Annotated in this window: 26 protein-coding genes; 11 read left to right on the plus strand and 15 right to left on the minus strand. The window is 29.6% G+C overall.

Annotated elements, in window-relative coordinates; genetic code table 11:
* Window position 1 precedes the first annotated feature (1 nt).
* From Q1A15_RS07770 to Q1A15_RS07780, 3 genes are read right to left on the minus strand one after another with little or no spacing between them, the layout of a single operon-like run.
* Complete coding sequence (locus Q1A15_RS07770; RefSeq protein ID WP_299621321.1) at window positions 2–631, minus strand: flavin reductase; 630 nt, start codon at window positions 629–631, stop codon at window positions 2–4.
* The gene (locus Q1A15_RS07775; RefSeq protein ID WP_299621324.1) at window positions 621–1,943 is read right to left on the minus strand and encodes an AarF/UbiB family protein; all 1,323 of its coding nucleotides are present in this window, start codon (window positions 1,941–1,943) and stop codon (window positions 621–623) included. Before Q1A15_RS07775 ends, Q1A15_RS07770 begins: the two co-directional genes overlap by 11 nt.
* A 3-nt stretch (window positions 1,944–1,946) precedes the next feature.
* Entirely contained in the window at window positions 1,947–2,600 is a 654-nt protein-coding gene (locus Q1A15_RS07780; protein WP_299621327.1) for a TetR family transcriptional regulator C-terminal domain-containing protein, read from the minus strand.
* Between the two features lie 140 nt (window positions 2,601–2,740).
* Between Q1A15_RS07780 and Q1A15_RS07785 the strand changes: the two genes are divergently transcribed.
* Genes Q1A15_RS07785 through Q1A15_RS07800 form a run of 4 tightly spaced genes read left to right on the plus strand, consistent with a single transcriptional unit; the run spans window position 2,741 to window position 7,853 of the window.
* Window positions 2,741–3,421: a TetR/AcrR family transcriptional regulator gene (locus Q1A15_RS07785; protein ID WP_299621330.1), complete on the plus strand. Its 681-nt coding sequence runs from the start codon at window positions 2,741–2,743 to the stop codon at window positions 3,419–3,421.
* Complete coding sequence (locus Q1A15_RS07790; protein WP_299621333.1) at window positions 3,411–5,063, plus strand: ATP-binding cassette domain-containing protein; 1,653 nt, start codon at window positions 3,411–3,413, stop codon at window positions 5,061–5,063. Before Q1A15_RS07785 ends, Q1A15_RS07790 begins: the two co-directional genes overlap by 11 nt.
* Window positions 5,064–5,067: 4 nt before the next feature.
* Entirely contained in the window at window positions 5,068–6,432 is a 1,365-nt protein-coding gene (locus tag Q1A15_RS07795) for a biotin/lipoyl-binding protein (protein WP_299621336.1), read from the plus strand.
* Between the two features lie 5 nt (window positions 6,433–6,437).
* On the plus strand, window positions 6,438–7,853 hold the full coding sequence (locus Q1A15_RS07800) for a TolC family protein (RefSeq protein ID WP_299621339.1): 1,416 nt from the start codon (window positions 6,438–6,440) through the stop codon (window positions 7,851–7,853).
* A gap of 41 nt (window positions 7,854–7,894) precedes the next feature.
* On the opposite strand, the gene Q1A15_RS07805 is transcribed toward Q1A15_RS07800, so the two are convergent.
* From Q1A15_RS07805 to Q1A15_RS07825, 5 genes are all read right to left on the minus strand, one after another.
* Window positions 7,895–8,971: an energy transducer TonB gene (locus tag Q1A15_RS07805; RefSeq protein WP_299621341.1), complete on the minus strand. Its 1,077-nt coding sequence runs from the start codon at window positions 8,969–8,971 to the stop codon at window positions 7,895–7,897.
* A 183-nt stretch (window positions 8,972–9,154) separates the two neighbouring features.
* Window positions 9,155–9,670, minus strand: a complete 516-nt coding sequence (locus Q1A15_RS07810; RefSeq protein ID WP_299621344.1) for a LysM peptidoglycan-binding domain-containing protein — start codon at window positions 9,668–9,670, stop codon at window positions 9,155–9,157.
* A gap of 34 nt (window positions 9,671–9,704) precedes the next feature.
* On the minus strand, window positions 9,705–10,325 hold the full coding sequence (locus Q1A15_RS07815) for a trimeric intracellular cation channel family protein (RefSeq protein ID WP_299621347.1): 621 nt from the start codon (window positions 10,323–10,325) through the stop codon (window positions 9,705–9,707).
* 16 nt (window positions 10,326–10,341) lie between these two features.
* Window positions 10,342–11,454, minus strand: coding sequence for a DEAD/DEAH box helicase (locus Q1A15_RS07820; RefSeq protein WP_299621350.1), 1,113 nt, complete (start codon window positions 11,452–11,454; stop codon window positions 10,342–10,344).
* Between the two features lie 31 nt (window positions 11,455–11,485).
* On the minus strand, window positions 11,486–11,884 hold the full coding sequence (locus Q1A15_RS07825; protein ID WP_299621353.1) for a thioesterase family protein: 399 nt from the start codon (window positions 11,882–11,884) through the stop codon (window positions 11,486–11,488).
* A gap of 62 nt (window positions 11,885–11,946) precedes the next feature.
* Here Q1A15_RS07825 and Q1A15_RS07830 point away from each other — a divergent pair, with 62 nt between their 5' ends.
* The 3 genes from Q1A15_RS07830 to Q1A15_RS07840 are packed head-to-tail and all read left to right on the plus strand — an operon-like array spanning window position 11,947 to window position 14,714.
* On the plus strand, window positions 11,947–13,284 hold the full coding sequence (locus tag Q1A15_RS07830; protein WP_299621356.1) for an MATE family efflux transporter: 1,338 nt from the start codon (window positions 11,947–11,949) through the stop codon (window positions 13,282–13,284).
* A 60-nt stretch (window positions 13,285–13,344) separates the two neighbouring features.
* The gene (locus tag Q1A15_RS07835) at window positions 13,345–13,908 is read left to right on the plus strand and encodes a TetR/AcrR family transcriptional regulator (RefSeq protein WP_299621359.1); all 564 of its coding nucleotides are present in this window, start codon (window positions 13,345–13,347) and stop codon (window positions 13,906–13,908) included.
* Window positions 13,909–13,964: 56 nt separating this feature from the next.
* Entirely contained in the window at window positions 13,965–14,714 is a 750-nt protein-coding gene (locus Q1A15_RS07840; protein ID WP_299621361.1) for a glucose 1-dehydrogenase, read from the plus strand.
* A gap of 37 nt (window positions 14,715–14,751) precedes the next feature.
* Here the strand turns inward: Q1A15_RS07840 and Q1A15_RS07845 are convergent, their stop codons facing one another.
* Window positions 14,752–15,423, minus strand: a complete 672-nt coding sequence (locus tag Q1A15_RS07845) for a DUF2461 domain-containing protein (RefSeq protein WP_299621364.1) — start codon at window positions 15,421–15,423, stop codon at window positions 14,752–14,754.
* Between the two features lie 174 nt (window positions 15,424–15,597).
* Between Q1A15_RS07845 and Q1A15_RS07850 the strand changes: the two genes are divergently transcribed.
* A complete protein-coding gene (locus Q1A15_RS07850) occupies window positions 15,598–16,608 on the plus strand; it encodes a hypothetical protein (RefSeq protein ID WP_299621367.1) in 1,011 nt (336 codons plus the stop codon).
* A gap of 64 nt (window positions 16,609–16,672) precedes the next feature.
* On the opposite strand, the gene Q1A15_RS07855 is transcribed toward Q1A15_RS07850, so the two are convergent.
* From Q1A15_RS07855 to ychF, 6 genes are all read right to left on the minus strand, one after another.
* On the minus strand, window positions 16,673–17,569 hold the full coding sequence (locus Q1A15_RS07855) for a DMT family transporter (RefSeq protein WP_299621370.1): 897 nt from the start codon (window positions 17,567–17,569) through the stop codon (window positions 16,673–16,675).
* 218 nt (window positions 17,570–17,787) lie between these two features.
* Entirely contained in the window at window positions 17,788–17,979 is a 192-nt protein-coding gene (locus tag Q1A15_RS07860; RefSeq protein WP_299621372.1) for a cold shock domain-containing protein, read from the minus strand.
* 244 nt (window positions 17,980–18,223) lie between these two features.
* Window positions 18,224–18,415, minus strand: coding sequence for a 30S ribosomal protein S21 (gene rpsU, locus Q1A15_RS07865; RefSeq protein ID WP_299621375.1), 192 nt, complete (start codon window positions 18,413–18,415; stop codon window positions 18,224–18,226).
* A gap of 31 nt (window positions 18,416–18,446) precedes the next feature.
* Entirely contained in the window at window positions 18,447–19,310 is an 864-nt protein-coding gene (locus Q1A15_RS07870; RefSeq protein ID WP_299621378.1) for an RNA polymerase sigma factor RpoD/SigA, read from the minus strand.
* A 316-nt stretch (window positions 19,311–19,626) separates the two neighbouring features.
* Window positions 19,627–20,370 (minus strand): NYN domain-containing protein, encoded by a 744-nt coding sequence (locus Q1A15_RS07875; protein ID WP_299621380.1) that lies wholly within the window; start codon window positions 20,368–20,370, stop codon window positions 19,627–19,629.
* 121 nt (window positions 20,371–20,491) lie between these two features.
* Window positions 20,492–21,583: a redox-regulated ATPase YchF gene (gene ychF / locus Q1A15_RS07880; protein WP_299621383.1), complete on the minus strand. Its 1,092-nt coding sequence runs from the start codon at window positions 21,581–21,583 to the stop codon at window positions 20,492–20,494.
* A gap of 140 nt (window positions 21,584–21,723) precedes the next feature.
* Here ychF and Q1A15_RS07885 point away from each other — a divergent pair, with 140 nt between their 5' ends.
* The 3 genes from Q1A15_RS07885 (at window position 21,724) to Q1A15_RS07895 (ending at window position 26,342) form a co-directional block, all read left to right on the plus strand.
* Window positions 21,724–22,290, plus strand: coding sequence for a sigma-70 family RNA polymerase sigma factor (locus Q1A15_RS07885; RefSeq protein WP_299621386.1), 567 nt, complete (start codon window positions 21,724–21,726; stop codon window positions 22,288–22,290).
* An 85-nt stretch (window positions 22,291–22,375) separates the two neighbouring features.
* Complete coding sequence (locus Q1A15_RS07890) at window positions 22,376–23,377, plus strand: FecR family protein (RefSeq protein WP_299621389.1); 1,002 nt, start codon at window positions 22,376–22,378, stop codon at window positions 23,375–23,377.
* A 25-nt stretch (window positions 23,378–23,402) separates the two neighbouring features.
* Window positions 23,403–26,342 carry a TonB-dependent receptor gene (locus Q1A15_RS07895; RefSeq protein WP_299621392.1) on the plus strand — a complete coding sequence of 980 codons (2,940 nt, stop codon included), beginning with the start codon at window positions 23,403–23,405 and terminating at the stop codon, window positions 26,340–26,342.

Consider the following 26,342-nt stretch of genomic DNA (forward strand, 5'->3'; position numbering starts at 1 on the left):
TCTATAACTTTTCTACTGTCTTTTTTGGACGCTGATATTCGTATCTCGTAAATAAATTCGGAATAGCATATCCATCAAGTCCGTTTATCGTTGCAACGTTTCCTTTAGATAAATTCAAAAATCCATCTTCTTGTAACATATGATCTTCAACTTCAAAAAATTGAATTTCACCAACTAACATAATCGTATCATTTGCTTTGATATAATATTCCTCAACATATTTCATTCCTATTTGTACTGGTGATTCTTGTACAAAAGGAGCTATAAAATCGTTCTTATATTCAGGAGTTAAGTTTGTCATTTCAAACTCCGAAACTCCTTTATCATATTTAGCAGATGTATGATGCGCATCTTCTGTGATGCTTTTTGTGATATGATTTACCGTATAAAAACCAGTTTCTTTGATATTCTCATACGTATTTCTCGGAACAGTTGTAGGACGTAAAATAAATCCTAGTAAAGGTGGATTCGATCCTAAGTGAACTATTGAGCTGAATACAGCAACATTTTCTTCACCATCAGGAGAAATACTTCCTATTAAGTTTGCAGATTTATAACCAGACAAACTATTCATTAAATTTATACGATGAATCTTATCAAATCCATCTATATCTTCTCTATTAAAAAACATCTTTATACTGTTCGAAATTATTAATCTTGATATTCTTAGCTTTTAAATCGTGCATTAGATTATAAAGTCCGAAGAATGTTCTGTTGATGTAAATAAAATGCTTGGAACCTCTATTTCCATTCATATTTCTAAGCTCTGTATTCTTAGCATACTTTGTACCTAGATCAGTGATTTTACCAAAGAAAGTTTCATCAGAAAAATCAAATTCTTTTGTATTGAATGGCTGTGTGAATAAACTCAGCATTTCATGGAACATTTCTTTAAAGAAAGCTAATTCCTCTGGGCTATCATCTTCCCTAAGAATCTCTAATTCATATAGTTTCTTCTCAAAAAATACCGGATCAGAAATGCTTTCTTTTTTAGCTAATTCGAAATATGGTTTATAAAACTCTTCAGGTACTTGTTTCATGCAACCAAAATCAAGCACAATTAGATTATTATCTTTTGAAACTAAGAAGTTACCAGGATGCGGATCGGCATGGACCTTTTTGATGATATGCATTTGATACATATAAAAATCCCATAAAGCCTGACCTAATTCGTTCGCTTTCTCTTGATCTGTATTCGCACTAGTGAATTCAGAAAGATGAACACCATCCATCCAATCCATCGTAATAATTCGATCTGAGGAAAACTCTTTGTAATAATTTGGAAACTTTAAGTTTTTGATATGTTTACAAGCATCTACAATAGCCTGACTTTGCTCAACTTCTAAAATATAGTTAGTCTCTTCAATTAGCTTATCTTCAACTTCTTTAAAATATTTATCGCTATCCTTTCCGCGGATATTAAACATCTTAATTGCTATAGGTTTTACTAAAGCTAAATCAGTAGAAATACTTTCTGCTACTCCAGGATATTGGATTTTTACTGCATATTTATTTCCTCCTTTTTCAGCTAAATGAACTTGACCAATACTTGCTCCACTTACGGCATTTAAATTGAACTTGTCGAAAAGTTCACTAGGATATTTTCCGAAGTATTTTTTAAATGTCTTTTTTACTAACGGAGCAGATAAAGGCGGAACTGAAAATTGAGATAAGGAAAATTGCTCAACATAAGCTTGAGGTAAAATTCCTTTTTCCATACTCAACATTTGTGCAACTTTTAAAGCACTCCCTTTTAATTGCTTCAATCCATTATAAATGTCTTCTGCATTATCTTTGTTCAACTGCTCTTTTGCTTCTTCTTCTCCATTTACCAATTTACTACCATAATACTTTAAATAGTTTACTCCTACTTTAGCACCAGTTTGTACTAATTTAGAAGCCCTTTGTATTTTAGAAGTAGGTATATTATCTATTGTTTTCATAAATTACTTCATCATCTTTTCTTTAAATAAAAATTTACCGAAATCAATTACGCTTTTAACAGGAGCGATATTTAAAACATCGAAACTTGCATTAACCGATTTCTCTATAAATACATCTGTTTTCTCAAAAGAAGACGATGTATCATTTAACCAAAACTGCATAGTCATTATTAATTGTATCCATGCACTTTCATTAATTGCTTTGTCTTGGAACTTCTCTAAACGCTCTTGTTTTAACTCTAGTTTTTCGATATTAAGTGTATCAATAAACTTTTTAAAATGAGTTCTTAAACCACTTAAAATGCTTAGTGTTTTTAATTTGTTTCCTTGTCCAGATAAAGCATAAACCACATAACTTCTATTAGCAGTTAAGTTTTCGAAAAAAGTGAAGTAAAAACTTAACAATTGATTTCTTGCATCAAAACTTTCAAACTCTTCGCTCTTGTGTAATAATGCCAGTGTATTTTCAAAGAAAACTGTGAATATTGATTTTTTAATTGCTTCGAATGAAGCAAAACTGTTGTAAAATAACTGCTCTTCGAAATTATTCTCTTTTGCAAACTTGTATACAGATTTAGGATCTTCATTATGTTCTAACACATAATCCATATACATTGAAATAATGTCAAACTGTGTAATATTTTTCTTTTTAGCCATGAAATTGTACGATTGAAATTTTACCATTTCAAAGATACTTATATTTTGTTTAACTTAAAAATAAAAAAATTAAACAATAATGTTTTTTTAACTTTATTTTAATAGTAATACTATTATATTTGCATTCAAAACAATTAAAAATGGATAAATTACTTTCAAACATTAAGATTGAGGTGCCTGAAGGGATTTATTTGAAGAATCCAGAATCCTCTGAATTAGGTAAAAAAATAGTTCAAAACAGCATCATCTTAATTGATGAAATTGGTTTTGAAAGCTTTAATTTTAAAAAATTAGGATCGTTAATTGGTTCTAACGAAAGCTCTATATACAGATATTTCGAAAGCAAACACAAACTATTAATATACTTAAGTTCTTGGTATTGGAGATGGCTAGAATACCAATTAGTAATTGAAACCTTTAGTATTAAAGATAGCAAAGAAAAACTGGAAAAAGCTGTTGAAATTGTTACGAGAACAACTAAAGAAGATCAAAACTTCTCTCATATTAACGAAGTACTACTTAATAAAATTATTATCAACGAAAACTCTAAATCTTATTTAACTAAAAGTGTTGATTCAGAAAACAAACAAGGTTATTTCTTACCCTACAAAAGAGTAGTAAGAAGATTAGCCGACATTATTTCTGAATATAACAGCGGATATGAATTTCCATTAAGCTTAGCTAGTTCTGTTGCTGAAGGCGCATTACATCAGCAGTTTATGACACAACATTTTACAACTATTACTAACTGTAACGACATACTTACACCAACTAAATTTTACACGCACTTAGTAATAAAAACATTGACTAATGACAACTAAATCTTTAACACCTTGGAGACGTTTCCTTGGTTTAGTAAAACTAGAGCGTAAAGATATTTTTCAAATTTCTTACTACGCCATATTCGAAGGACTCGTATCCTTATCTCTTCCTTTAGGAATTCAAGCTATCATTAACTTAATTCAAGGAGCACAAGTTTCTGCTTCATGGGTTGTTCTTGTAGTTTTGGTTACTATGGGAGTAGTTTTTTCTGGAGTTTTGAAATTAATGCAGTTACGTATTATTGAAACTATTCAACAACGAATTTTCACCAGAGCTTCTTTTGAGTTGAGTTATCGCTTTCCTAAAATTAAAATGAAGGAATTACGAAACTATTATTTACCAGAATTAGCAAATAGATTCTTCGATACACTTACAATACAAAAAGGATTATCTAAAATATTAATAGACGTACCATCTGCATTTTTACAGATTATGTTTGCGTTACTATTGTTATCATTTTATCATCCATTTTTTATCATATTCGGACTGTTATTATTAATCCTTATTTATATACTATTTAAACTAACAGCGCAACGAGGTATAGAAACAAGTTTAGATGAATCTAAAAACAAATATAAGGTTGTACACTGGCTTCAAGAAGTTGCTAGATCTGTAGTAAGTTTTAAGCTTTCAGGAAAGACCAGTTTAGCTTTAGATAAAAACGATGCTTTAGTAAATAAATATCTTAACTCTAGAGAAAGTCACTTTAAAATTTTAGTGATCCAATTCATTTTAATGATCAACTTTAAAGTTTTAGTTACTGCTGGATTACTTTTAATTGGTGGATTCTTAGTATTAAACCAGAAAATGAATATTGGACAGTTCGTTGCTGCTGAAATCATTGTATTATTAGTAATCAGTTCTGTAGAAAAATTAATACTTGGATTAGAATCTTTCTACGATGTATTAACTTCAATAGAAAAATTAGGTCAAGTAGTAGATAAACCAATTGAAAGTCAGAATGGAGAAATTGTAGAGGGAGATCTTACAATTGAATTACAAAATGCTTCATATCAAGTAGCTAATAAAACTACACCTATTTTAAATGATATTTCTTTTACCATAAATAAGCAGGATCGTGTACTTGTTCAAGGTGAAAGTGGTTCAGGAAAATCAAGCTTATTACAATTAATTGCGGGAGTTATAGAACCTACTTCTGGTTATTTATATGTTAATAATCTTTCTATACAAGGATTACATATTAATAACTACAGATCGCTTTTAGGGTTATCTCTTTCTGAAGAAACACCTTTTGAAGGTACAATTCGAGAAAACATAACTTTTGGTAACACGAATATAACGGATAAAGAAATTCATGAAGTTTTAAATGTTGTTGGGCTTACTGAATTTGTAAAACAACAACCTAAAGGTTTAAACACGATTATAAAGCCAGAAGGAAAACAAGTCGCGTTTACGATAGCTAAAAAGATTATTCTTGCTAGAGCTATTACTATAAAACCTAAACTGTTAATCTTAGAAGATCCGTTAGATCAATGTCAAATTGAGGAAACTAAAGGAATTATCAATTTCTTGGCTTCACCAGAAAGACCTTGGAGTTTAATTGTAGTAAGTAGTAATGCTTGCTGGAAAGATAAATGTAACAAACACATTATTTTAGAAAAGGGTCAAATAAAAAAATAAAAAAATGCTTAATATTTCTAATAATAAAATAACAAATGTCGATTTGACTAGGTTTAAATCGGGAAAAGAGATTTTCACTAAAGAGTACCATAAGCGTTTTAAGCAGTTTCTCTTAGTATTTTCATTTATCATTTTAATCATTTTGTTTTTGCCATGGACACAGAATATTTCTAGTAAAGGAAATGTAACAACATTACGTCCGAATCAAAGACCACAAACATTGCAATCTCAAATTCCGGGGAGAATTGAGCAATGGTATGTTCAGGAAGGAGATTTTGTAAAACAAGGAGATACAATTTTAAGAATTTCAGAAGTAAAAAGTGAATACTTTGATAATCAACTTGCAAGACGTACACAGGATCAGCTGGACATTAAAACACAATCTATTGATGCTTATAGAAATAAAGTAGTCGCTTTAGAAAATCAGATTAAAGCTTTACAAAGTGAACGAGTTTTAAAGTTAGAACAAGCTAGAAATAAACTGACTCAAGCTCACTTAAAAGTAAAAAGTGACAGTATTGATTTACAAGCTGTAAATACTAAAAAGGATATTGCTGAAATACAATTGAATCGTGTTATCAATCTTCAAAAAGAAGGATTAAAAGCTGTAAAAGATGTAGAAGAAAAACGAGCAAAGTTTCAAGAAGCAAATGCAAAATTAATTTCACAAGAAAACAAGTATTTAACTTCTCAAAACAATGTAATTAATGCCAAACTAGCGATTTCAACATTAAACGCAACTTATCAAGACAAGTTGTCAAAGGCTAGAAGTAGCTTATTTACTGCTAAATCTGCAACTTTAGATACAGAAGTACAAGTTTCTAAGTTAGAAACAAGTGTTGCAAACTATACTAAACGAAGCAGTTTACTTTATATCACTGCTCCGCAAGATGGTTTTATCAATAAAGCAATAAAATCAGGAATCGGAGAAACATTTAAAGAAGGCGAACAATTAGTTGGTATTATGCCAGCAAACTATGAATTAGCTGTAGAAATGTATGTAAGACCTATAGATTTACCTTTAGTACACATTGGTGAAGATGTTCGTGTACAATTCGATGGTTGGCCTGCAATTGTATTTAGTGGATGGCCTAACGTTTCTTACGGTACTTATGGTGCTAAAGTTGTAGCTATTGAAAACTTTATTAGTGATAATGGCATGTATCGTGTTTTGTTAGCTCCTAACAAAGATGCTGAACCTTGGCCAACAGCAATACGTGTTGGTTCGGGTGCAAAAACTATAGCACTTTTAGACAATGTACCTATTTGGTTTGAATTATGGAGACAGTTAAACAGCTTCCCTCCTAACTTTTACCAACCACAAGATTCAAAAAAGGTGGAAAAGAGTAAATTAAAAAAGTTAAAATAATAGAAATGAAGAAACTATTCTTATTTTTCTCTATATTACTTTCTGTTAATCTATCTGGTCAGAATAATGTTTTATCATTGTCTGAATACATAGGATACGTGAAAGAATTTCACCCTATTGTAAAACAAGCCAGATTAGTTAGCACAGAAGGTGAAATAAAGCTCTTAAAAGCCCGTGGTGCTTTTGATCCAAAAATATCTGTTGATTATGATCGTAAAAAATTTAAAAAGACAGAATATTATGATAAGCTGAATACCACTTTTAAAATTCCAACTTGGTATGGAGTTGAATTTAAAGCGAATTATGAAAAAAATACTGGTATTTTCTTAAATCCAGAAGCAAATGTACCTGACCAAGGTCTTTATGGAGCTGGAATATCAGTTTCACTTGCTAGAGGTTTATTAATGAATGATAGAATGGCTACACTAAAACAAGCCAAACTATACACAAAACAAGCTAATGCAAAGCAAAGACTTTTAGTTAATGATATTCTTTACGATGCAATTGTTACTTATTTTGAATGGTTAAAGAATTTTGAAACTCAAAATACTTATGATGATTTTCTAAAAAATGCAACTAATAGACTCGAAATTGTAAAAAAGAGTTTTGACGCTGGTGATAAACCTGCCGTTGATACATTAGAAGCTAATATTAATTTTAAAAGTAGACAGTTAGATTTAGAAAAAGCGAAATTAGTTTACATCAAATCAAAACTTAAACTTGCAAACTTCTTATGGCTAGAAAATAATCTTCCGCTAGAATTAGAAGATAATATTGTGCCTGATATTAAAACGTTGGATAATGTTGATACTTCATTAAACATAAATAATGATGTTGTATCTATTTTAAATGTAAATAACCATTTAAAAATGAAGTCTTTAAATTACAAGAAAGAAAGCTTACTTGTAAACAAACGTTTGAAATTCAATAATTTATTACCAAGAATAGATCTAGAATATAATTTCTTGACTCCAAAATTTAATGAACTTGCCAATTTTGATACAAGTAATTATAAAGGAGGTTTAAACGTTTATATTCCATTGTTTTTAAGAAAGGAACGTGCTGAATTAAAATTAGCCAAACTTAAACTTCAAGATATTGACTTTGTGATATCTGCAAGTAGAATGGATTTAAACAACAAAATGAGAACCATTGATAATGAAATTGCTTCTACTAATAGACAAAGTAAAATCTTGACTAATTTAGTTGTTGACTATCAAAAATTAGTAAAAGCCGAAGAACGAATGTTTATTTTAGGTGAAGGTTCTTTGTTTAGAATAAACTATAGAGAAGTAAAATTGATTGAAACTCGTTTAAAACTTATTGATACAAAGAATAAGTTTTTAAAATCGAAAGCTTCATTATATCAGATGATTAATAATCAAGATCAAAGTGACGAAAAAAATAAAACCATCCAATAATTGGATGGTTTTATTTTTTCTCTATTATGATTATAATTTTACTATTCGTCTAATTTATAACTTATCGGGAAAGAATACTTAGTATTTACCTTCTTACCATCTTTGATTGCAGCTTTGAATTCTGGTAATTTTTCAACTAGATTTTTAGCTGACATTTCTAAAACTTTTCCATCTGATGGTCCAATAGCTGTTACATTTACAACTTCTCCTTCTTTATTAATTACGAAGCTAATGTTAACTTTTCCTTGAATATTATTTCTTACAGCTTGTTCTGGATAAGCAAAATGATCTTGTATATGTTGTACTAATCTCTTGTTAAAACAATCTAAAGTAGCGCTTTCACATGATTTGAATTTTGGTATTTCTTGTACGTCTGCGAATTGATAAATTTCTTCCTTAGCAATAACTCTCTTTGTAGTTTTCTTTATGTTTGAAGGTCTAACTCCAGGAATTCTAAAAGTAATTGGCACACCATATTTTACGATAACTTCTTTACCTGCATGCTTTCCAGGAACAAATTTTGGTAATTTTTTGATAATTCTTTCTGCTTCTTTACCTAACTCTTCTCCTTTGTATGGCGATACGATATTCATTTTACCAACACTACCATCTTTTTGGATTGTAAATTGTACTAATACTCTACCTTGAATACCTCTGTCATAAGAGTTTTCTGGATATTTTATGTGTTTTTGTATATGCTTAGATATATATTGTTTGAAACATTTTTCTTGCTTGTAGATTGGTGCACTTTCACACTCTTTGAATAAAGGAATTTCATCTACATAATTGAAAGGAATGATTTTCAATCCTCCTGCGTTGTTGAAGTTTATTGTATTTATAATGTCTGCCTTTTTCTTGATATTGGCTAACTTATGTGTATAATCATTAGTCATTACACCAGATGCAGCATCTCTTTTACGTACTACTCTTCTTCTCGATGAAACTTGTACAGAAACTTTTTTAGTTTTCTTATCATCTGAATCTTTAATAGAACACTTGGTTATACTGTTTAAATCTAATGCTGGTTCGTCGTTAGGATTATCACATGTTTTGTTTGATTGCGAAAAACTTTGGCTTGCAAAAGCTATTGCAAGCATGAAAAAAAACTTACTCTTCATAATAGAGGGATTGAAAATTACATGTATCTAATTTAGGAAACTTATACTATATCAATACTTTACAATACTTTTTTAACACTTAAGTTTCGATAAAATGCAATAAAGCATCGACGAACTGTAATTGTCATATTGTAAATAAAAATACCTGTAAATTAAATTATAACCAACAATAAACCATAATAACTAATTAATCATCAGTTTTTGACCAATAACAATATTGTTGCCGTAAATTTTATTATTAATTTTTAGAGAAGATATTGAAGTATTGTATTTTTTAGCTATGCTATATAGCGTTTCGCCTGATTGTACAATATGAATAACTAAGTTTTTATTCTTTTTAGGAGATTCTTCATAACCAATAACAACTTCATCTCCGATTTCAATTTCATCAAAATTAACTAAGTTATTTAAGCGATAAAGTCTTGCTAGAGGCATTTTATACTTCCTAGCAATTGTACTTAATGTTTCTCCTTTCTGAACTTTATGAGTTATCGTTGGATCATATTCTTTAACTTCTACTGGTTTCTGAGCCTTTTCCTTTGGAAATTCAGTAGAAATATCACCGGTGATAAGATTCATGTAAGCAACCTTACCTTCTAGTAAAATTTTATCCCAACCTTCTGGTATTTTCTTCTCTTGCGCAAAAGAAGAAAAAACAAATACAAACGATATTAATAAAATTACTTTTCTCATCATCATAAAACTCTAATTAAAAGCAATTTAAAAACTTTATTTAACTTTTGCTAGAATCATCTTTAATTTTAGGTAACTCTAACTTATATATTACTGAAAGTGTTCTAATGGTAATGATTATAGCTGCTGAAAATATAAAACTGAAATTTTCATCAACGTTTAACTTTTTCAATAATAAGTATACCAAACCACCAGCCAAACAAGCTGAGGCATAAATTTCTTTCTTAAAAATTAAAGGTACCTCTCTAGTTAACACATCTCGTATTACGCCGCCAAAAACAGCTGAAACCATTCCCATAATAATAGCAACTACTGAAGGCAAATCATAACTCAATCCTTTTTGTAAACCTAATAAGGTAAAGACACTTATTCCAATCGTATCGAATAGAAAGAATGTTTTTCTTAGTGGTTCTATTCTACGTTTAAAAAGAAAAGTAAAAACAACTGCAACAGCAATTGTTTTTATATAATTTAAATCTCCAATCCAATTTATAGGATGTGCATTTATCAATACATCTCTTAACATTCCACCACCAACAGCAGTTACAAAAGCTAAAATGATAACACCAAATAAATCAAAATCTTTCTTTGATGCTACCAAAGCTCCACTAATAGCAAATGCAAAGGTTCCTAGAATATCTATGACGTAAATGACATCCATAATTTAAAACAAAGACTTACTTTTTAATAAATTGAATATTTAGTTTCTTCTGAATTTGATGAATATGTTCTATTTCATTTGCAGCTATAAAAGCTTGTGAGATTCCTCTATTTCCACCTCTAGCAGTTCTACCACTTCTGTGTGTATAATATTCTAACTTTTCAGGGAGTTTATGATGAATTACAAAATTTAAATTCTGTACATCTATTCCTCTAGCAGCAACATCAGTAGCAATTAAGTATTGTAATGACTGGTTTTTGAATGCACGCATTACTTTATCTCTTTCTATTTGCTTCATATCACCTTCTAGAACATCTACAGTAAAACCTTCTTCAGATAATTCAGTAGTTAGTTTTCTTGCTCCTGCTTTTGTTCTTGCGAAAATAATTCCTCGTTCATCTTGTCTTCCTTCTAAAAAAGATACAATTGCCTCAGTTTTATTAGCTGAAGTAACTACAGAATAATAATGTGTGATATTCTCATTAACAATAGAAGCTGGATTAATTTCTACACGTTTTGCATTAATATTCATGTAGTTTTTTACAATCCTTTTAATTTCATCAGGCATAGTAGCAGAAAATAACCAAGTATTTCTTTCGCCAGAAGTATATTTTAAAATTCTATTGATTTCTAACTTAAATCCCATACTTAGCATTTCATCTGCTTCGTCTAAAACTAAAGTCTTTATATTTTTTAGGTTTATTTCTCCTCTCTCTATTAAATCAATAAGTCTGCCCGGAGTTGCCACAACAATATGTGTAGTTCGTTGTAGATTTTTAATTTGCCTATCAATCTTTTCTCCACCATAAACAGCTTCAACAAAAATTTTATGATCTACATACTTTGTAAACTTAAAAAGTTGTTTTTTAATTTGTTGAACCAATTCTCTTGTTGGCGATAAAATCAACGCTTGAATGTTATCTGAATTTGGCTTTATTTGATGTAAAATTGGTAACCCGAATGCAGCTGTTTTTCCTGTTCCTGTTTGTGCTAAACCAATAAAATCGCTATTTGCTTGTAACAAAAAAGGAATTGTTTTTTTCTGGACTTCAGTTGGAGTTTTAATACCCAACTCTTTTAATCCTTTGATAAAATCTTTACGGACTCCTAAATCTGAGAATGTAGACATATAATTCTTTTAAAGTGCAAAGATAGTCTTATTAAGACGGAGATAGTAAATTAAAAATATCTTCTGTAATTCTAGTCGGACGTAAAGTTTTACTGTTTAACAAACACCAAGTGGTTTGAGATTTTGCCAATAACTTATCTTCTTTAAAGATTTCAACATGACGGACAGATTTTACGCCTTTAGTTTCTCCAACCCAAGTTTTTAATGTGATTTCATCATTTAAAACTGCCTGTCCTATATAATCAATTTCATGTTTAACAAGCACCCAAATTAAATCTTCTGCATTTATATCTTTAACCAGATATTCCCAATGTAATGTTGCAATATCTTGCACCCATTGCACATAAACCACATTATTTACGTGATTTAAGTTATCTATTTCTTCTGAAACTACGACTCTAGTTGTTGTAAAAACTTTATCTAAATTCATGAGTGCAAACTTACGTAAGAAAGCTTATTATTTCGTTAATTTGTAGACTAATTTCTACTATCATGAATCAAGTTGCCAGTGAACTTTCCACAGAAAAAGTAAGCAAGTTATTATTAAAACAATCTATACCTGCTGCAATTGGTATTTTGGTAATGTCTATTAACATGATTGTAGATACCATCTTTGTTGGACAATGGATTGGTGTTTTAGCTATTGCTGCTATTACTGTCGTATTACCAATCGGATTTTTAATTTCTTCTATTGGAATGGCTATTGGTATTGGTGGTGGTTCTGTTATTTCGCTTGCTTTAGGAGCCAATAATATTGAAAAAGCTAAAAAAGTATTTGGAAATCAAATAAGTTTAACAACAATAACATCAGTAGTTTTAGTTGCTTTATGTTTAATTTTTGAAGAAGCAGTTTTAAAATTATTTGGTGCTAATGGTAATATTTTAGAACCTGCGATTCCTTATTTCAGAATTATTATAATTGGTGTACCGTTTTTAGCTTATGCCATGATGGGAAATCCAATTATTAGGGCTTTAGGAAAACCAACATATGCTATGATTGCCCTTATTTTACCAGCTATTGCAAATATTATTCTAGATATACTATTTATAAAAGTATTTGGCTGGGGAATGTTTGGTGCTGGATTAGCTACTTCTATTGCTTATGCCGTTTGCGGATTATTTATTCTTGGATTTTTATTATCTAAAAAAAGTAGTTTACAAATACGTTTAAATCATTTAAAATTTGATAAAGCAATTGTATCTGAAGTTAGTTCTCTAGGAAGTATTACACTAGTTAGACAAGGAACTATTAGTATTTTAACAATTATATTGAATTACTCTTTATACAAGTATGGAAATGAATCTTCGTTAGCCGTTTTTGGGATTATCAACCGTTTAATGATGTTTATCTTTTTCCCTGTATTTGGAATAGTACAAGGATTTTTACCAATTGCTGGATATAATTACGGAGCCAATTTGTACGATCGTGTAAAAGATGTTTTAAACACAGCTAATAAATACGGAACAATTCTGTGTATTTTTATTTTTGGTGTAGTATATTTCTTTAATTATGAAATGACGACTGTATTTACTAACGATCAACAATTATTAGAACAAACTCCAAACGCTATTTTAATTACCTTATTGGCCACTCCTTTTATTGCATTTCAATTAGTTGGAGCCTCATATTTTCAAGCTGTAGGAAAAGCAAAACCTGCCTTGATATTAACTCTATTACGTCAATCTATCTTTTTAATTCCGTTTATTATAATTCTTCCTATTTTTTATGGATTAGATGGAATATGGTTCTCCTTCCCTATTTCTGACTTGTTAGCAACCATTGTTACCTACTTTTTTGTACGTAAAGAAATCGCTTTATTAAAAAATTAACATTTAATTTATTCTTGGTTTCTAAAAAACTATTAATTTTGAAACGATCATTTCAAATACATGCCAAAGACAGAAACATTTGATAAAGAACAAGTAATTAAACAGGTAACTGAAGTATTTCATCAAAAAAGTTACAGTTTAACTTCTATGCAAGATTTAGTAGATGCTACAGGATTAAACAGATCTAGTATTTATAATACTTTTGGTAGTAAGTTAGACTTATATATGTTATGCTTAAAAAGTTACCAATGTGAAGCTCAAGAAAAGATTCATAACATTCTTTGTTCAAATGACTGTTACATCAAAACTTTAGAACGAATATTTTATTCTAACATTAATGATAAAAACGGATGTTTAATAAATAACTGTGTCACTGAAATGGCCAATCAAGAAGATACAGTACATACGTTTCTAAAGCAAAATAATGATGGTATGATTACATTGTTTAAAGACATCATAGAAAAAGGTCAAGAAAGAGGTTCGATAAATAAAAATAAAACCGCTTACGAGTATGCTATTTATTTATTAACTGCTTTTCAAGGATTCAATCTTTCTAATGTTTTAATACATGATCAAAAAGATTTAAAAAGTATAGTAAAAACAATACTTTCAGTCTTGGAGTAAATTTTTTTTTAACCTTATTTGAAACGATTGTTTCAAATAAAAATCTAACTATTAAAATGAGTAAATTACAAGGAAAAGTAGCGGTAATAACAGGTGCAAACAGTGGTATCGGATTAGCTACAGCAAAGTTATTTTTAGAAGAAGGAGCTAAAGTAGTATTATCTGGTCGTAGAGAAACTGCATTAAAAGAAGCTACAGAAAATTTAAATGGTGAATTTATTACTGTTGTTGCCGATGTTGCAAAACAAGAAGATAACAAAAGATTAATACAAGAAACTGTAGATAAGTTCGGTAAAATAGATGTTTTGTTTTTAAATGCTGGTGTAGCTCCAGTAGCTGCCGCAAATGAAATTACAGAAGAGCACTTTAATGAAGTATTTAATATTAATGTAAAAGGTCCTATTTTAGCTGCTAAAGAAGCAATTCCACATATTAATGATGGTGGTTCTATTTTATTTACGAACTCTATTGTACACCAAAAAGGATTTGATGGATTCGGAGTTTATTCTGCTAGTAAAGGAGCTTTAAGAGCATACTCTCGTGTATTAACTTCTGAAGTTAAAGATCGAGGAATTCGTGTAAATTCTATTGCACCAGGTCCGATTGAAACTCCAATCTATGGAAAAATGAACTTACCTGGGGAAGTTGTAGAAGAAATGGGTAAAAGTTTTTCGCAAACAGTTCCATTAGGTAGATTTGGAAAATCTGAAGAAATTGCTAGTACAGCTTTATTCTTAGCTTCTGATGACGCTTCTTTTATCAACGGTGTTGAATTAGAAGTTGATGGTGGATTAAGTCAGATATAATTATATATTTCAATCAATACTTTAAATGTTTTTACATTTAAAGTATTGATTCTCCATTTAAGTTTGTGGTTAACACAGAACTCATTAAATCGAAAAACGGACGTAATGCTGTATAGGAAGCATCAATTTCGTCAATAAAGTTTTTAGAAAGTACTTCTTTGTCTGTAAAATTTCGAATTGCTATATATCCTTTCTTACGAATTAAATCTATATCTGGATGTGTTTTATCAAATCCCTTAGGAGCTGTTTTTAATTCATCTCCTTCAAACTTATCTCCAAAATATTTCTGAAATTCTGCATCATCTAAAATATCCCTAAATTCTGAAGCATCGATTTCTATTTCTTTTCGAATTCTAAATAAATCTTCTTTATTTGGTTCCCAGAAACCACCTGCTAAAAAACTTTCTCCTGGTTTTAATCGTAGATAATATCCACCTCTTAAATGTGCTCCATTTCGAGAAAAAGATCCTGCAAAATGTGTCTTATATGGAGTTTTATCTTTTGAAAAACGAACATCTCTATAAATTCTAAAAAACTTGTGCTTTTCTATTTCATCATGAGCTTCTAATTTTTCTTGAACCGCTTTATAAAATTGCTTTACATCTTTTTGAATGGTATCAAATTCAGATTTATTATCAGCAAACCAATCTCTGTTGTTATTTTCAGCTAGTTTATTTAAAAAATTAAAGGTTGATTGTTCTATTTGCATAGTTGTAAAATTATGGACTACAAAATACAAAAAACCACAAAGACTATGCAGATTTCAAACCTAGTTTAAACGTTAAAAAACTTTTCTGAATATCAATCCTAATCACAAATTACCTATTGCTAGGGATTTCAGCAAGATACTTCTGATACTACTTTTACTGAAAAACCAAACACAATGAAAAAAACACTTATCATCATCACATTATTGTCAACTATTATTGTAAGATCTCAAGATATAGTTGAATCAAAAATTGAGGAAGCTATACCTCAGGAAGTATTAGAAATAATTAAAAACAACACAAATTTTACGACAGTATTTCCGATAGGTAATAATGAAAATTTTAATGGTCAAATCATTAATGCTAATGAAATTGTATTTTCAGACGGAGCACATCTTATCCTTGAAAATACCGACGTTCCATGGATACTTATTAAAGCAAATAAAATAAAAGTTCAAAATCCGAATAAAATTTCAAAAATCACATTCAAAAGGACAACTTTAAAAACTCCAGATAGAGCTGCTAAAGGTGGAAATGGAGCCAACGGAACTACTTATAGAGATTGGAGAAATGGTCAACATGGTAGTCACGGTGGAACAGGAATTACAGGAAAAACTGGTTTAACTAAAAACTTGCCTCATGTATATATTGTTACAAAAGAGTTTTCTTCTCCAATAGGAATGCCTGCTTTTGCTCCAATTGCTATTTTAGGAAATGGTTACAAAGGAGGAACTGGTGGTGCTGGTGGTAACGGAGGAAATGGTGGAAATGGTTATAAAGGTAGAAAAGCATCTTCTGGTGCGTTCAGTTGTAGACGTGGCGGTGGAAATGGAGGAAACGGTGGAAATGCTGGTTTAGGCGGTAAAGGTGGAACTGGAGGTACTGGTGGAAACGGAGTTTCTGTAACGATTATATCTAGTCAACAAGTAAATGAAAGCTTTAGTTACATGCAATTATTAAATGAAGGCGGAAAAGGTGGAAACGGTGGTATTCCTGGAATTCATGGTGCGGCAGGTAAAGGCGGATCTTTTGGTAGAGGAACTGGTCACTGTGGCGGTGGTAGAACTGGTAGCAGTGGTGCAACTGCTAATCCATCTAACTTAGGAAAAGGAATCCAAGGAAAATCAGGAGAAAAAGGAAAATTCATTTTAGTAAACGCAACAGATTTAGATACTATTTACAATTAATTTCTATGTGAAATTGTTTTAATTGACTAAGACTAGAACTCAACGCAAAGAAGTTCTAGTCTTTTCACTTCTTATTTCTTGAAATTAATAAAACACCAAAAATTACAATCACGGTTCCTAATAATTGTAGAAATGATAAGTATTCATCTAGAAAAATCACAGCTAAGATAATAGTCGATACTGGTCCTAATGAAGCTAAAATAGCAAAGTTCGATGATGATATTAATTTGATTGACCAAGAAACTAAAAACGAAGGAATTACAGTTGCTAAAATTGCTATTAAAAAACCTAAACCGTAAACTTCCCAAGAATAATTTAATATTGAAGTTTCTGCAGTAATAAAATAATGTATAAACACACACAGGCAAGAAACTACCATAACATAGGAAGTAAAATGTACCACTCCTATTTTAGGAATTAACCAACCACTTCCTACTAAATAAGAAGCATAAGTTATAGCTGATAGTAATACAAAAAAACCTCCTAAAGCAACATTATCATTTGAAACAGAAATCTCAGACCCGAAAGTTATTGCTATTCCTAAATAAGTAACAAAAGTAGCTAGTAATTGCTGTTTGGTGATTTTTTGCTTTAGAAAAAAAGCATTTAAAAATAATACAATTGTAGGATAAACAAACAATATCACTCTTTCTAAACTGGCCTTTATAAAAGTAAGACCTATGAAATCAAAAAGGCTAGCGAGATAATATCCCACGAAACCAAAAAAGATAATCCATAATAATTCTTTGTTGGTGATTTTAGTAGTGTTTTTGTTTTTGAAAGAAGAAACTAAGATGAACACATAAAATGGAAATGAAAACAACATTCTTAAAAATAAGGCTGTTATCATTGGTACTTCGTGTTTGTACATTAGTTTCACTAATACAGCTTTTGAAGAGAACAATACAATTCCTAAAATCCCTACAAGAAAGCCTAATAATTGCTTATTTCTAATTTTCATAAAGTAAAAATACGTCTTGTTTTAATCTTTATTTAATAGTTAAAATCATAACTACAATAGTCAACATAACTAAGAAAAGATTAAAAATCTGATTATCAAATATTAAATTCAAGAAAATAATTTCAGTTTTTACATAAAAAAACCCACTCAAAGATTGAGTGGGAAAATTGCTATGAAAAAGAAACTCCAAACGTCTTTGGAGATATTTTAATACATTTTTAGTCTAGAACTTCAACATTAACAGCATTCATTCCTTTTTTTCCTCGTTCAGTTTCGAATTGTACTTTATCACCATCTCTAATATCATCTATCAAACCGCTGTTATGAACAAAAATATCTTGTCCTGATTGAGTTGTTATGAATCCAAATCCTTTTGTAGTGTTAAAAAACTTAACTGTACCTTCTTGCATCTTTACTTAATTAATTTTAATACTTATTTTTTATTCAAAATAAAACTGTTAAATGATAACTATAGATACAAATATTTATAGTCAACACCTACGTTGTATATAAACTCTTAAAAAAATAAAGTAATGTGGAATAAAGAAGGAAAGAGAAAACTCAAAAAAACTTATTAAATACTACCCTAATTTGAAAAGGCGTTCTATTTTGAACACTGCAAATATAGCTCTTTAATTTTTAATTTAGAATAAATTAATCGTCTTTTAATAATACTTTTTGTTTGTATTCTGCTTTTTTAACTTCTTCTCTTCTACGAACAGATTCTTTCACGTATTCTTTTCTTCCTCTAATTTCACGTAAAAGCTTTACATCTCTATACTTCTTTCTATAGCGCTTTAAAGCTCTATCAATATTTTCACCGTCTTTTACTTTAATTATTAACATACTTTCTTATTGAATTTACTTATTTAAAATTTTAACCTAAATAGCCTTTTAAAGATTTTGATTTAGATACATGTCTCAATTTCCTTAAGGCTTTTTCTTTTATTTGTCTAACTCTTTCTCTTGTTAAATCTATACTTTCACCTATTTCATCAAGTGTCATTGTAGATTCTTCTCCAATTCCATAAAACAAACGTATAATATCCGATTCTCTTGGAGATAATGTCTTTAAAACTCTATCTATTTCAATTTTTAACGATTGAGCATTAGAATCTTTATCTGCATTCGGTATTTCTCCTGAATTGTAAACATCATATAAACTCGAATTCTCTCCGTCTACTAATGGAGCATCCATAGATAAATGTTTACTAATATTCATCATCGATTCTTTAACATTAGTTGGAGTCATATCCAAAACTTTTGCAATTTCATGAACAGAAGGAACTCTTTCATTATCCTGCTCAAGTCGTACAACAGCTTTCTTTATTTTATTTATATCACTTATCCTATTTAAAGGTAATCTCACAATACGAGATTGCTCTGCTAAAGCTTGTAATATTGCTTGACGAATCCACCAAACTGCATAAGAAATAAATTTAAATCCCCTAGTTTCATCAAAACGTTGTGCAGCTTTAACTAAACCTATATTTCCTTCATTTATTAAATCTATTAGTTTTAAACCTTGGTTTTGATATTGTTTAGCAACCGACACTACAAAACGTAAGTTCGCTTCAACTAATATTTTTAAAGCTCTTTCATCTCCTTCTCTAATTCTTTTTGTTAATTCTACTTCTTCATCTGCAGTAATTAAATCTATTTTTGCAATATCTTGTAAATATTTATCTAAAGACTTTGACTCTCTATTCGTAACTTGTTTAATTATTTTAAGTTGTCTCATGCTTTATAGATAAATAATTACTCACTATAGATAAGCTCAATAAAAATTGAACCACACTAGAAAAGACTTCATATTTTTATAAAAATCTTTTACTTCAATCAATAACTAACTTTATTTTTAACTAGTTAGATTGAATTCATATAATTAGAAAAAAATTAAAGCGCAAGAAGGATAAGTTGTCTGATTGTCTTAGTGAAAGAAAAGTAAAACTAAAGAATCCGTTTGTAATTTAATCTACAATTTAAATATATAGCTCAAAGGTAGGTTTTTGTTGTAGATTAAAAAAGGATTATTCTATTTTAAAATTTTGTATGAATCAATTTTTCTTAGCTCTTGTTGAGGTTTTTGTTTTTATTCGTACGAAGATTAGTTGATGTTTGTTCTTCTGATTTTCTCTTCTTTCAATATCAAATTTACCTATCGATTTAATTAAAGGAGTTAATTTTTCAAACCCATAATTTCTAGAATCAAAATTAGGTCTCTTTTTTTGAATCAAACTACCAACATCTCCTAAAAACGCCCAACCATCGTCATCTGATAAATCATTTATTGTTGAAGAAATTAAGTTTATCTCTTTCTTAGTAATTTTATCTACGTTAGGTTCTTTAGATTCAACTTTTTCTTCAGTACGTTTTTTTAATATTTCTATGTAAATAAATCGATCACAAGCTACAATAAAAGGATTCGGTGTCTTCTTCTCTCCTATTCCAATAACTGTCATTCCTGCTTCTCTTAATCTTGTAGCTAATCGTGTAAAATCGCTATCGCTAGAAACTAAACAAAAACCATCTACTTTTCCACTATATAAAATATCCATAGCATCTATTATCATTGCTGAATCGGTAGCATTTTTACCTCTAGTATATCCATATTGTTGTATTGGTATTATAGCATTTTCTAAAAGTAAATTCTTCCATTTAGTTAGCCCAGGTTTTGTCCAATCTCCATAAATTCTTTTAATCGTTGGATTACCATATTTAGCTATTTCTTCCATCATTTCTTCAACATAACCTGAAGATATATTATCTCCATCAATAAGCACGGCTAGATTATTATTCATTTACAATATTTTTAATTTCTTCTAATTTAAGAATATTTATTTTTAAAACTGAATGTTAACACTTTAACAAAAAAACCATATCTAATCGATATGGTTTTTAAATATTTTAAGTTGTATTTTACTATACATTAAATCTAAAGTGCATTACATCTCCATCGGCAACAACATATTCCTTACCTTCTACTCTCACTTTACCAGCTTCTTTCACTTTAGCTTCACTTCCGTATTCTTCATAATCACTATAGCTAATAGTTTCTGCACGGATAAATCCTTTTTCAAAATCTGTATGAATTACTCCAGCTGCTTGTGGCGCAGTAGCTCCAACAGGAATTGTCCAAGCTCTAACCTCTTTTACTCCAGCGGTAAAATATGTTTGTAAGTTTAATAACTTGTATGCAGAACGTATTAAACGAGAAACACCTGGTTCTTCTAATCCGATATCAGTTAAAAACATTTGACGCTCTTCGTAATCTTCTAACTCTGCAATATCAGCTTCAGTAGCTACAGCTAGAACAATAATTTCTGCTTCTTCATCTTTAACTTCTTCTCTAACCTTATCTACATATGCATTTCCATCTTTAGCTGACGATTCATCTACATTACATACATATAATACTGGCTTAGCAGTAATAAATTGCATAGACTGTACTAATTCTTCTTCCTTTTCTGTAAATTCAATTGTTCTTACAGATTTTCCACCTAATAAAACTTCTTGAATTTTCTCCAATAAAGCTAATTCAGCTTGTGCTTCTTTGTTTCCAGTTTTAGCAGCTCTCTTTACTTTTTCTAATCTCTTTTCTACTGCTTCTAAATCTTTAAGCTGTAATTCGATATCGATAGTTTCTTTATCTCTTATTGGATCTACAGAACCGTCAACGTGAATTATATTATCGTTATCAAAACATCTTAACACATGTAAAATAGCATCTGTTTCTCTAATATTTGCTAAGAACTGGTTTCCTAAACCTTCACCTTTACTTGCTCCTCTTACTAAACCAGCAATATCAACGATTTCAACAGTAGCAGGAATTACTTTTTCTGGATTTACTAGTTCTTCTAACTTTTCTAATCTTTGATCTGGTACATTTACCACTCCTAAATTTGGCTCTATAGTACAGAATGGAAAGTTTGCACTTTGTGCTTTTGCATTCGATAAACAGTTAAATAAAGTTGATTTCCCTACGTTTGGTAATCCTACAATTCCAGCTTTCATTTAATATAAATTGATATTTTTTTGCGTTTGCAAATATAGTACATTACTTTACTTTAATAAGCTTTCTGATTAAAAAGCTAATACTATTCTTTTATAAATTAATCCATTTTTTCTATTTTAGACCTTCAACTAAATATTTAATGAGTAGCGAATCGGATGAAATTTTATGGAAATCATTAAAAAAAGGAGACCTAGAGTCATTCTCTGTCGTCTTCAAAAAATTCTATCCATCGTTGCATAGTTATGGCTTAAAAATCTCTCGAGACGAATCATTAACTGAAGATGCTTTACAAGATTTTTTTGTATACATCTACGAGCATAAAGAGAATTTAAGCGATCTACAAACCATAGCTCCGTATTTATTTGCGTCCTTCCGAAGATTTATTATCAAAATAATTCAAAAGAAACAGAAATATACATTTATAAGACATTTAGATACGAATGTAGTTGACATTAGTTTTACCCCCGAAGAGTTTATTACCACGCAAGAATCTTTAACATTTAGAAATAAGAACCTTGCTAAACTGATAAACAAACTACCGAAAAGACAAAGAGAAGTTATTTATTTAAAGTTCAATTGCAACTTCAAAGCAAATGAAATTGCCGAGACTATGGGAATTAATTATCAGAGTGTAATTAACACATTACACAAGGCAATTAAAAACCTTAGAGACGAAGAAGCTATTGTTAAATTATTAAATTCATAAATTTGTGGTTTAAAAAGAGTATAATTCATAATTTATGTTCTTTAAATAATAAAATACATATATAGTACAGTATACTGTAATTCTAATGAGAAAAGAAACATACAATACAATACAAGATTTATTAGAAGACGCTTCTTTTAATAAATGGGCTTTGGAAGAGAATTCTTCTGAGACTTCTTCATGGAATGTATGGATAAAAGAAAATCCTACACACGAAACTTTAGCTGCTGAAGCTAAAGATATTATTGTGGGGATTAATTTTAAGAAAGAAACTGTTACTAAAGAAAAAATTGATGCTGAATGGGAAAAGTTTGCAAATAGAATTCAAACTAAAGAGGATAAAACACAAGAGAAAAAATCGAAAAAGTCATTAAACTTTAAATATTTTTCTGCCGCAGCATCTATACTTTTATTAATATCTGCAAGTGTTTTTATCTACGCTAATTTTTCAAATGTTACCCATAAAACAAGTTATGGTGAAATGCTTGATGTAACTTTAGAAGATGGTACTCTAGTTACCTTAAATGCAAATTCAGAAATTTCGTATCAAAAAAATAATCCTAGAAATATCAAATTATCTGGAGAAGCATTTTTCAATGTTAAAAAAGATTTAGCAACAAAAGCTAAGTTTAAAGTTGAAACTGGTGATTTAACTGTAGAAGTGTATGGTACACAATTCAATGTAAAAACTTTAGAAAATAAAACAAATGTATTTTTAGAGGAAGGAAGTGTATTATTGAACTTAAATAATGGTGAAGCTCAAAAGATGATTCCTGGAAATTATATTGAGTATTCTTCAACAGCTCAAAAAATAATTGTAAATAAGAACCTTAACTCTACTAACGGATTTATATCTTGGAAAAACGGAAATTTAATATTTGACAACACAAGTTTAGAAGACGCTTTAGCCAAAATTTCTGAAACATATGGTGTTAAATTTAAATACAATAAGCTAGAGAATAAAAACATACTGATTACAGGAAAAGTGCCTATTACGAATTTAGAAATTTGTTTGAACGCAATAAAAAAGTCTACAAATATTAATATTCGAAAAGAAAATGGTATACTAGTAGTTTATAAAAATTAACCTAACGAACTATAACCCTTTTTAAATGATTTCTAGAAACACTTTTCGAAAGAATTTTCTTGTATTTGTGTTTCTGGCAACTTCTAGTTTTAAGATTCATTCTCAAGAATCTAAATATATTCCATTAGCAGAAGCTTTAGAAGAAATTAGTACAAAACACAATGTATATTTTACTTACAATCCTTTAGTAATAGAAAAAGATAAAATCGATATCTCCCCTTTTATCGACTTATCACTTTCAAAATCTATTTCTTTACTTAAAAAGCTTACTTCTTATCAAATTGATTATTTAGGAAACAACTATTATGTAGTTTTTAAACCTAAAAAGAACTTCAATTATAACTCCGTATCAAATACAAATATTAATAATTCTGATAGAAAAACAGACAGTATTATAGGTATTGATTATCAGAACAGCAAACTTATTAGAGGTGTTGTTTTTGATGAGTATTATCAACCAGTTCAAAAAGCAAATGTTATTGAAAACGATACCAGAAACGGAACTATTACTAGAAGAGATGGAAGTTTTGAATTGAAATTAACCAAAGGTAATCCGTTAACAATCTCACATATAGGATTCACCAATGAAATTATATTTCCTACTCAGAAATACATTAAAGTCATCTTAAAATCTGGAGTTCAATTAGATGAAGTCTTCATTGTGGGATCTAGAAATTCTAAAAGACAAAAAGTTGACTCTCCCGTTTCTACAGAAATTATTGATGTTAAAAGTATTACTAAAAAAAGTGATCTCTTAGAAGTAAATCAATTAATTCAAACTGAAATCCCTTCTTTTAACGCCACAAAACAATCAGGATCCGATGGCGCAGATCATATCATTCCCGCTACTTACAGAGGTCTTGGTCCAGATCAAACTCTAGTGCTAATCAATGGAAAAAGAAGACATCAAACTTCTTTAATTAATCTTTACGGTACTAGAGGAAGAGGAAATTCTGGTACAGATTTAAATACTATTCCAACTTCAGCTATAAAAAGAATTGAGGTTTTAAAAGACGGAGCTTCTGCTCAATACGGTTCCGATGCTATTGCTGGCGTAATTAATATTGTACTTAACGATAATCCTAACACAACTAATATAAATTCAACATTTGGATTTTACAATGCAAATAATAACAGAAATGCTGATAAAAAAGGTGTTGATGGGCTTACGTTTAAAACTGAAGTAAACTATGGTGCTCCGATAAAAAAAGATGGATTTATTAATTTATCTGCTGAATTTTTAACTAAAGGACATACTTTCAGGCAAGGAACTTCAATTAGACAAAATTATGGAGATGCTGCTGTTACTAGTAGTAGTATTTTCTTTAATTCAGAACTTCCTATTTCTAGTAAAATTAAAGCATATACTAATGGAGGATATAATTTAAAAAATACAAAAGCTTACGCTTTTACAAGACCTTTCGATAGTGAACGAAATGTACAATCTATTTACCCAAATGGTTTCAATCCTTTAATAACATCTAATATTTCTGATAAATCTTTCACGCTAGGTTTTAGAGGAAAAATAAACGGTTGGAACATAGATTTTAGCAATAGTTATGGTGACAATTACTTTCATTACTTTATTAAAGAAACTTTAAATGCTACTTTATTAGAAAATTCACCTAATGAGTTTGATGCAGGCGGACATAGTTTGAATCAGAACACTACGAATATTGATCTTACCAAACAATTTCCGAGCGTTTTAAAAGGTTTACACATCGCTTTAGGTTTAGAAAATAGAATTGAGAATTATAAAATATTCGCAGGTGAACCTTTCTCTTACGAATCGTACGATATTAATGGAAATGTGGTGACAAATAATACACCTCAAAATCTAATTCCAACCTTTAATGGAAATATTCGTCCGGGTGGATCTCAAGGATTTCCAGGATATGCTCCAATTAACGAAGTTGATAGAACTCGAACTAGTTTTAGCTTTTATTTTGATAGTGAAATAGACGTTACTAAGAAATGGATTTTGGCAACTGCCATGCGTTACGAAAACTATAGTGATTTTGGTAGTTCGATAAATGCAAAAGTAGCTAGTAATTATAAAATTACTCCAAAATCAAATCTCCGTTTTTCTTTTAGTACAGGTTTTAGAGCTCCTTCCCTAGCCCAAATTTATTATAATTTAAAGTTTACGAATTATATTGATAATGTTCCTACAGAATCTTTTCTAATCGCAAATAACAATCCGATTACAAGACAATTTGGAATTCAGAAGTTAAAAGAAGAAAAAGCTTTAAATTACAGTTTAGGCTACAATTATAGAATTTCAGATCATCTTGGGTTTTCTATAGATGCTTATCATATTGCTATTAAAGATCGAATTATATTAAGCGGAAATTTTGATGCTTCATCATTAAATACTGATGCAGAAAATATACAATTTTTTGCAAATGGTGTTAATACCAGCACTTTTGGTATCGATTTTAAATTAAATTGGTTAAAAAAATGGTCTAATTCCGATTTAGCTGTAAATCTAACTGGAAATGTAAATAATATGAAAATTACCCGAATAGATCATGAAGATTTAGATACAGAAACATTCTTCGGTACAAGAGAACAATATTTTCTTAAAGCATCAGCACCAGACTATAAGATCATTTTAAATTCGGTTTTTTCTACAGGAAAGTTTTCAATCAGTAACACTATAACTCAATATAGTAGTCTAGAATTAATTGATTGGCAAATCAACAATCCTTTGAGTGAATTTAATAATTCAACTACAGAAAGATTTAACGCTTCAGTCGATAGATATGATTCAAAATATACATTAGACACTCATATTTCTTATAAATTCAATAAAAATTTTTCTTTCCAAATTGGAGCTAATAATTTATTCAACACTTACCCAACTGTACAGGGCGAAAATACTGACAGTGGAGGACTTTGGGATGCAGTTCAAATGGGTACAAATGGAGCCTTCTATTACAGCAAATTTTTAGCTAAATTTTAA

Origin of the sequence: uncultured Tenacibaculum sp. (assembly GCF_947495995.1) — a bacterium.
GTDB lineage: Bacteria > Bacteroidota > Bacteroidia > Flavobacteriales > Flavobacteriaceae > Polaribacter.

Coding starts and splice junctions, on each gene's coding strand:
- Q1A15_RS07770 (WP_299621321.1), bottom strand. CDS start 631: ATGTTTTTTAATAGAGAAGATATAGATGGATTTGATAAGATTCATCGT.
- Q1A15_RS07775 (WP_299621324.1), bottom strand. CDS start 1,943: ATGAAAACAATAGATAATATACCTACTTCTAAAATACAAAGGGCTTCT.
- Q1A15_RS07780 (WP_299621327.1), bottom strand. CDS start 2,600: ATGGCTAAAAAGAAAAATATTACACAGTTTGACATTATTTCAATGTAT.
- Q1A15_RS07785 (WP_299621330.1), top strand. CDS start 2,741: ATGGATAAATTACTTTCAAACATTAAGATTGAGGTGCCTGAAGGGATT.
- Q1A15_RS07790 (WP_299621333.1), top strand. CDS start 3,411: ATGACAACTAAATCTTTAACACCTTGGAGACGTTTCCTTGGTTTAGTA.
- Q1A15_RS07795 (WP_299621336.1), top strand. CDS start 5,068: ATGCTTAATATTTCTAATAATAAAATAACAAATGTCGATTTGACTAGG.
- Q1A15_RS07800 (WP_299621339.1), top strand. CDS start 6,438: ATGAAGAAACTATTCTTATTTTTCTCTATATTACTTTCTGTTAATCTA.
- Q1A15_RS07805 (WP_299621341.1), bottom strand. CDS start 8,971: ATGAAGAGTAAGTTTTTTTTCATGCTTGCAATAGCTTTTGCAAGCCAA.
- Q1A15_RS07810 (WP_299621344.1), bottom strand. CDS start 9,670: ATGATGATGAGAAAAGTAATTTTATTAATATCGTTTGTATTTGTTTTT.
- Q1A15_RS07815 (WP_299621347.1), bottom strand. CDS start 10,325: ATGGATGTCATTTACGTCATAGATATTCTAGGAACCTTTGCATTTGCT.
- Q1A15_RS07820 (WP_299621350.1), bottom strand. CDS start 11,454: ATGTCTACATTCTCAGATTTAGGAGTCCGTAAAGATTTTATCAAAGGA.
- Q1A15_RS07825 (WP_299621353.1), bottom strand. CDS start 11,884: ATGAATTTAGATAAAGTTTTTACAACAACTAGAGTCGTAGTTTCAGAA.
- Q1A15_RS07830 (WP_299621356.1), top strand. CDS start 11,947: ATGAATCAAGTTGCCAGTGAACTTTCCACAGAAAAAGTAAGCAAGTTA.
- Q1A15_RS07835 (WP_299621359.1), top strand. CDS start 13,345: ATGCCAAAGACAGAAACATTTGATAAAGAACAAGTAATTAAACAGGTA.
- Q1A15_RS07840 (WP_299621361.1), top strand. CDS start 13,965: ATGAGTAAATTACAAGGAAAAGTAGCGGTAATAACAGGTGCAAACAGT.
- Q1A15_RS07845 (WP_299621364.1), bottom strand. CDS start 15,423: ATGCAAATAGAACAATCAACCTTTAATTTTTTAAATAAACTAGCTGAA.
- Q1A15_RS07850 (WP_299621367.1), top strand. CDS start 15,598: ATGAAAAAAACACTTATCATCATCACATTATTGTCAACTATTATTGTA.
- Q1A15_RS07855 (WP_299621370.1), bottom strand. CDS start 17,569: ATGAAAATTAGAAATAAGCAATTATTAGGCTTTCTTGTAGGGATTTTA.
- Q1A15_RS07860 (WP_299621372.1), bottom strand. CDS start 17,979: ATGCAAGAAGGTACAGTTAAGTTTTTTAACACTACAAAAGGATTTGGA.
- rpsU (WP_299621375.1), bottom strand. CDS start 18,415: ATGTTAATAATTAAAGTAAAAGACGGTGAAAATATTGATAGAGCTTTA.
- Q1A15_RS07870 (WP_299621378.1), bottom strand. CDS start 19,310: ATGAGACAACTTAAAATAATTAAACAAGTTACGAATAGAGAGTCAAAG.
- Q1A15_RS07875 (WP_299621380.1), bottom strand. CDS start 20,370: ATGAATAATAATCTAGCCGTGCTTATTGATGGAGATAATATATCTTCA.
- ychF (WP_299621383.1), bottom strand. CDS start 21,583: ATGAAAGCTGGAATTGTAGGATTACCAAACGTAGGGAAATCAACTTTA.
- Q1A15_RS07885 (WP_299621386.1), top strand. CDS start 21,724: ATGAGTAGCGAATCGGATGAAATTTTATGGAAATCATTAAAAAAAGGA.
- Q1A15_RS07890 (WP_299621389.1), top strand. CDS start 22,376: ATGAGAAAAGAAACATACAATACAATACAAGATTTATTAGAAGACGCT.
- Q1A15_RS07895 (WP_299621392.1), top strand. CDS start 23,403: ATGATTTCTAGAAACACTTTTCGAAAGAATTTTCTTGTATTTGTGTTT.